General features: G+C 70.2%; 6 protein-coding genes. All 6 read left to right on the top strand.

The window, feature by feature from the left end:
* Positions 1 to 143: 143 nt before the first annotated feature.
* The 6 genes from OTB19_RS41400 to OTB19_RS41375 all read left to right on the top strand — a co-directional run bounded on the left by OTB19_RS41400 (position 144) and on the right by OTB19_RS41375 (position 5280).
* A complete protein-coding gene (locus OTB19_RS41400) occupies positions 144 to 779 on the top strand; it encodes a hypothetical protein (protein WP_267804028.1) in 636 nt (211 codons plus the stop codon).
* Positions 779 to 994: a hypothetical protein gene (locus tag OTB19_RS41395; protein ID WP_267804027.1), complete on the top strand. Its 216-nt coding sequence runs from the start codon at positions 779 to 781 to the stop codon at positions 992 to 994. Before OTB19_RS41400 ends, OTB19_RS41395 begins: the two co-directional genes overlap by 1 nt.
* A 236-nt stretch (positions 995 to 1230) precedes the next feature.
* Entirely contained in the window at positions 1231 to 2850 is a 1620-nt protein-coding gene (locus tag OTB19_RS41390) for a ParB N-terminal domain-containing protein (protein ID WP_267804026.1), read from the top strand.
* A 137-nt stretch (positions 2851 to 2987) separates the two neighbouring features.
* A complete protein-coding gene (locus tag OTB19_RS41385; protein WP_267804025.1) occupies positions 2988 to 3614 on the top strand; it encodes a hypothetical protein in 627 nt (208 codons plus the stop codon).
* Between the two features lie 77 nt (positions 3615 to 3691).
* Positions 3692 to 4228, top strand: coding sequence for a hypothetical protein (locus OTB19_RS41380; RefSeq protein WP_267804024.1), 537 nt, complete (start codon positions 3692 to 3694; stop codon positions 4226 to 4228).
* 314 nt (positions 4229 to 4542) lie between these two features.
* The gene (locus tag OTB19_RS41375) at positions 4543 to 5280 is read left to right on the top strand and encodes a hypothetical protein (protein ID WP_267804023.1); all 738 of its coding nucleotides are present in this window, start codon (positions 4543 to 4545) and stop codon (positions 5278 to 5280) included.
* Positions 5281 to 5404 lie beyond the last annotated feature (124 nt).

The following is a 5404-nucleotide window of genomic DNA, read 5'->3' as shown; positions in this document are numbered from 1 at the left end:
CAACGCCCGTCGGCTACACAGCGTGTGCGACTTCAAGAGTCCGATCGACTACGAACGCGAGTACTGAACCGGCCTCACTGTGGGGCTGGCCGCATAGGAAGGACTCCACACTTCGAGGGGATTGACACTCGCCCACGCAGGGTGTGATCAACCTCTACCGCCCCGACCAAGCCGTAAAGCTCTGTGTCATCCCCTCGGTTGGATGGCGCATCCACCACCGACACCGCAGCCAGACGGGTTCATCAGGCGAGCAGGTCTCTTCGCTCATCACCCCGGTTTACTGCGTTCGGAACTACTGGGGAGGCGAGGTGTCGCACCAAGTGGTGAAGCGCCTTGTGGAACACCACGAGGTGGTCACGTACACCCCCATTTCTCTTGATCGTCTGCCCGGGGAAGGGCAGCCCACCCCGCAGCCGGACGGCCCGAACGATGTCCGGTTCTTCCGACTCCACGAGGTCGGACCGTCCGTACTTCTCACAGGAGACGACGTGCGCCAGCAGCTCGCCAAGATCACCGAAATCCACAACCGCGAGCACGGCCGGCGCGTTCACCTCGACAACAAGTTGGCGCCGCTCTACCCCCCGAATGAATGCTCGCGATGCGTCCGAGGCCCTCACGATCTCGACCCCATGGAGGTCGTGATCACGCGCACGGAACGCGACATCGAGTTCAGCGACCTCCCCCAGGAATGGGACTACGCACTGTATCCCGCGTTGGCTCATGCCCGGATCACCGCCGCCGGCGTACCCGCCCAGGTCAAGACCGGTGGGGAGGTCTGATGTACGACTACTGGAACGGGATCCGGCCGGGCGATGCGGACTCCCTGAGTTCCGAGTACGACGCCCGCCCCATCGTGCCGGGCGAGGCCGGGGCAGGGTCCTGGTGGTGCCCGACGTGCAAGACGCTTGAGGCCGGAGCGTGCCCCGCCGACAAGGGCACGTGCCCCGAGGAGTACTCCGACTTCTGCATCATCGGGCGCCCCTGTATCGCGTAACCCCCAGCCGTCACGGCCGGCGCGGTGCCCAAGCCCATCGAGGCTTGGGCACCGCGCCGCAGTCGTTCCCAGGCCCGAAATGCGCGCCGGAGACAGCCAGAGGTTCACCCGGATAGCCTCACAAAACCACTTCCAACTATGCCGCCATTGTGCTTTAATAGAGATGTCGGGGAGGGGGAGGGCAAACCCCCGAACCGACACTCAACTCCCCTTCACACCAATGGAGTACGACCCGCATGAAGACCAGCACGCAGACCCGTACCGCAGGCGCCACCCCGACCACGGTGGAGGTCACCGCCCTCGTTGCGGCGAACCCCCTGCCGGCGGATCTCGACATCAGCGCCCTGATCGAGGACATCGGCGCCCACGGCATCGTGGAGCCGCTGTACGTGGCGACGACCGAGGCCGGCGCCGTCCGGGTGGTCGACGGCACGCGCCGCCTGGCCGCCGCCGTCGCCTTGTCGCTCACCGAAGTCCCGGTGACCTACCGACCGCTGATCAGCGTGAGCGCGCTCAACGCCCACCCCGGCAACGTCCGCCAAGACCTGAAGATCACCGACGAGTTCCTGAAGTCGATCACCGTCGAGGGTGTGCGAACCCCGATCGTGGTCACCCGCGCCGAGGGCGGGTTGCGGGTGGTGGACGGTCACCGCAGGCTCGCCGCCGCCGTCAAGGCCAAGCTGACGCACCTCCCCTACACGTTCGAGGAGCGCGACGACGCCGGCCAGATCCTCGACATGGTCACCACCGCACGACACCGCGCGGCTCTCACCCGGAGCGAGGAGGCGGCCGCCCTGTTCGACGCCGCCGCCCTCGGGGCCGACGTCAAGCGGATCGCAGCCGCCGGCGCGGTGACCCAGGTCGCGGCGAAGGAGATCAAGAAGCTCGCCCAGTCGGACGCCGTCCGGGCCGCCGCAGCCCACCGCACGGGCAACGGCGCCCCCGACCTTGAGGTCATGGCCATGCTGGCCGAGCTGGAGACCGACGACCCCCAGGCCGCCGCCGGCGCACTGGCCGAGATGGACGCGGCCCCGAACGGGAACCACGCGTGGATCATCCGCCGCACCCGCAACGCGTCCCGAGCCCGCCAGGCCGCCCAGGCGCACCGCGCCGAGCTGGAGAAGGCCGGCGCCGCCATCCGGACCGTGGGTGAACTGCGCGACAGCGCGACGCGGGTGATCGCCCTCCCCGGGATCACCGTGGAGAAGCACGCCACCTGCCAGGGCCACGTATGGGCCCTTGAAGAGGGCTCCAACGCGTACACGGCGTACTGCACCAGCCCCGAGCTGTACGGGCACAAGATGCCCACCATCGTCAACGGCAGCACGCCCAAGCAGAGCGCGGAGGAGCGCCGGGCGATCCGGGCCGGCAACACGGATTGGGACACCGCCGACGAGATGCGCGCCGAGTGGCTCGCCGCGCTCTTCGGGCGCAGCCGCCGCGTGAAGGGCGTCACGGACCGGATGACGGAGATCATCGCGACCGTGATGGTGTCCGGTGCGGACGTCGTCAACCGTCGCGGATCGCACCCCGCCACCCGCGCCCGACTGTGCACGTGGATGGGTCTGCCCCAGCACACCGACGAGAAGGCGCGCGCCGCCGCAGTCGCCAAGGTGCCCGCCAAGGCCACCTTGTTCACGTTCGCCGCCATCGTGGCCGCCTATGAACAGCACGTCGTGCGCACCGTGTGGCGCACCGACGGTGCGCACGCTCAGGCGAGCGTGCGCAGCGAGACCGCCGGCTATCTGAAGTGGCTCACCGGGTTGGGCTACGAGCCGACGCCGATCGAGCGCGCGGTGATCGACGGCAAGCCGTACAAGGCCACCACCGAGACCGAGGCCAAGAAGCTCAGCTAGCGGCACGACCACCGCCGGCGGAGGGCAAACCGCCGGCAGCAGGGCCCCGGGGGAGGGGGAGGGCAAACCCTCTCCCCCGGGCGCCACGGAGCGGCAGCAGTGCCGCGAACACCCCTTCACACGCTCGGAGCCCAGCCATGCAGCAGCCCACCCGTGCGCTCAGCGCCGGCAGCCCGGACACCGCCCTTGCCGGTCTGGTGATCGCCGGCCCCGTCCGGTCGGTCACCGCCAACGCCGACGGTTCATGGACCGTCGTCCCCGTCGCCGGCCCCACCCTCCTTCTCACCGACGCCGGCCAGGCCGGCGCCTACATCGAGCGCGCCACGCACGGCACCGGCCGACAGGCCCTCGCCCCCGCCCGCGTCGCGCTCCCCGCACGCCCCGCCCACCCGGCCGGCGACGAGGACGAGGAGGGGGACGCCGATCCGGTCGGGTGCGGCCGGGGCGCCGGGGGCGCCCCGGCCGACGACTACGGCACCGACCTCATGCAGGCCCGCGCCATCAGCCGGCTACTCGGGGCCGAGTTCGCCATCCGGGCCGACAACCGGTCGGTCACCGTCGACGAGGCCGCCCAGGCCGCCGTCGTCCACGTTCAGACCCATCACGGTCTCTACACGCTCCGCATCCCCGCCATCGGCCGGCAGTACGGCGTACTGCGCAACGGCCACCGGGACGGCGTGATTGCACGGCGCATTCCCTCCACCAGTGACGCCAGCGTCGCGCTTCAGTTCGGCGCCTATCTCCGGGACCGGGGCGCGTTGTGAGCCGGCCGCCCACCGCAGCGGATCCCGAGCCCTCCCCTTCCATGCCGGACCCCGACAACGTCGAAGGACACACCCCGATGCTCGATCTGACCAAGCCGGTACGCACCTATTTCGTGATCGCCGACGACGAATGCATCGGAGTGCCCGGATGCCATGAGCCCGGTTTCGAGCGGTTCCGGAACATCTTGCTCGTGGAGGCAGCTCCGATCGACAAGGCCGAGTACGAGGCCCGCGAGGAGTGGCACCGAGAAGGCGTCGAGGAGAACCAGTCCCCCCTGTCGTTCCTCATCTATCAGGCTGTGAGCAGCAAGGACGCGGTACGGCAGGCCCGCCGCGCGTACGAGGCCGACCGGGCCGAGGAAGACGCCGAGATGCGCCGCATCGCAGTCAGCCGCGCCCCCGACAACAGCGTTCACAAGACCTACGGATCGTGTGACGCCACGTGGCGCCGGGTCCGCGTCATCTACCACGGCAGGAATCAGCCCACGGAACCGGGATTCACGAGCCAGTTCGGGCACCCCCCGTGCGGAGCCCCCGGAACCGTTCGGTTCGTCAAGGTCGCCCAGGCCGAGTACTACCGGGCCGTTTACGGATGCCCCGAGCACACGCGCTGACAGGCCGCCCCGGGGCGCGGCTCACGCCGCGCCCCGCCCCCGGGACCGACCGGCGGTCAGGTCACGCAAGCGGCCGCCGTTGACGCGCCCGCTTCCGGGGCGCCGCAGCGCCCCGGAAGCGGGCGGGCCGGCCGTGGCCGGCCGGCCCGCGAAACCCCGACCGGCCCGCAGCGGCGGAACGCGACGACGGGCCGTCATCCCGACCCGACCGCGCCGGAATCCCGGAGCTGATCCCGGCACGCGCCGATCGGCAGGCAGGACCGCGCCAAGTGCGCACCACCACCGCAGCTCAGCCCCTCACACCTGGAGTCCCCGTGACGCTCAACCCCCGTACCGAACTGTTCGTCATCGCGACCTACGCCAAGGCCCGCGCTCAGCACGCCGACACTCCCGCCGAGGAGCGCCCCGCGCTCCTGGCCCTTGCCGACGAGGCCGGGTGGACCGGCCGGCACTGCTACCCCGGGGGACCGTGGGAGTGGTCGAACCTGAAAGTCCAGATGATCCTTTCCGATGCCCGGCGTGACGCCGCCGCCGCCGGACTCCCCCCGCTGGACACCACCGACACCGCCGGTCTGCTGTTGGATGCCCTTGCCACCACACTGCGAGGCTTCGAGTTCTGCACCAGCCGGGACGTGGCCGAGGTCGAGTTTCGTGCCGCCCCGTTCGGCCGGCGGATCGAGTGGAGCCCCATCACCGGCGTGATCACCCGGTTCGCCGACGAGACGATTCTTGACGGCATCAGCTATCCGGGACTCTGGCCCTACCTGCAAGACTTGGCCGCGTTGCAGTCCCCCACGACTGGTGACCTTCTGACGATCCGAGTCGCCCCCGGACCGTCCCTCCTGCCCCCGGACCCCCTTGCCGGACTCCTCGCCCAGCTCTTCGACCCGGGCCGCACCGCCCCGGAGCAGGAGCCCGACGACCAGGCACCCGGGCCCGCCCCCGTACCCGAGCCGGCGCCGGAACCCGAGCCCGCACCGACCGCCGCCGCCGCCGCCGGGTGGACGTTCCCCGAGGCGGACGACCACGAGGGTTGGGTGTGGCACCACTGAGGGGCCCCGAAGTTCCCGGACAGGGACCCAATAGGGTTGTCCTGTAAGGGATCGAGGGAAGAAGCAAGTGACACGTTCGCGTTCGTACTCGCCGGAGTTCCGTGAAGAAGCGGTCCAGATGGCA

The sequence above is a fragment of the Streptomyces sp. H27-H5 genome (assembly GCF_026627505.1).
In the GTDB taxonomy this organism is placed as follows: Bacteria; Actinomycetota; Actinomycetes; order Streptomycetales; family Streptomycetaceae; genus Streptomyces.
This window is presented reverse-complemented; position numbering and strand designations above follow the sequence as displayed.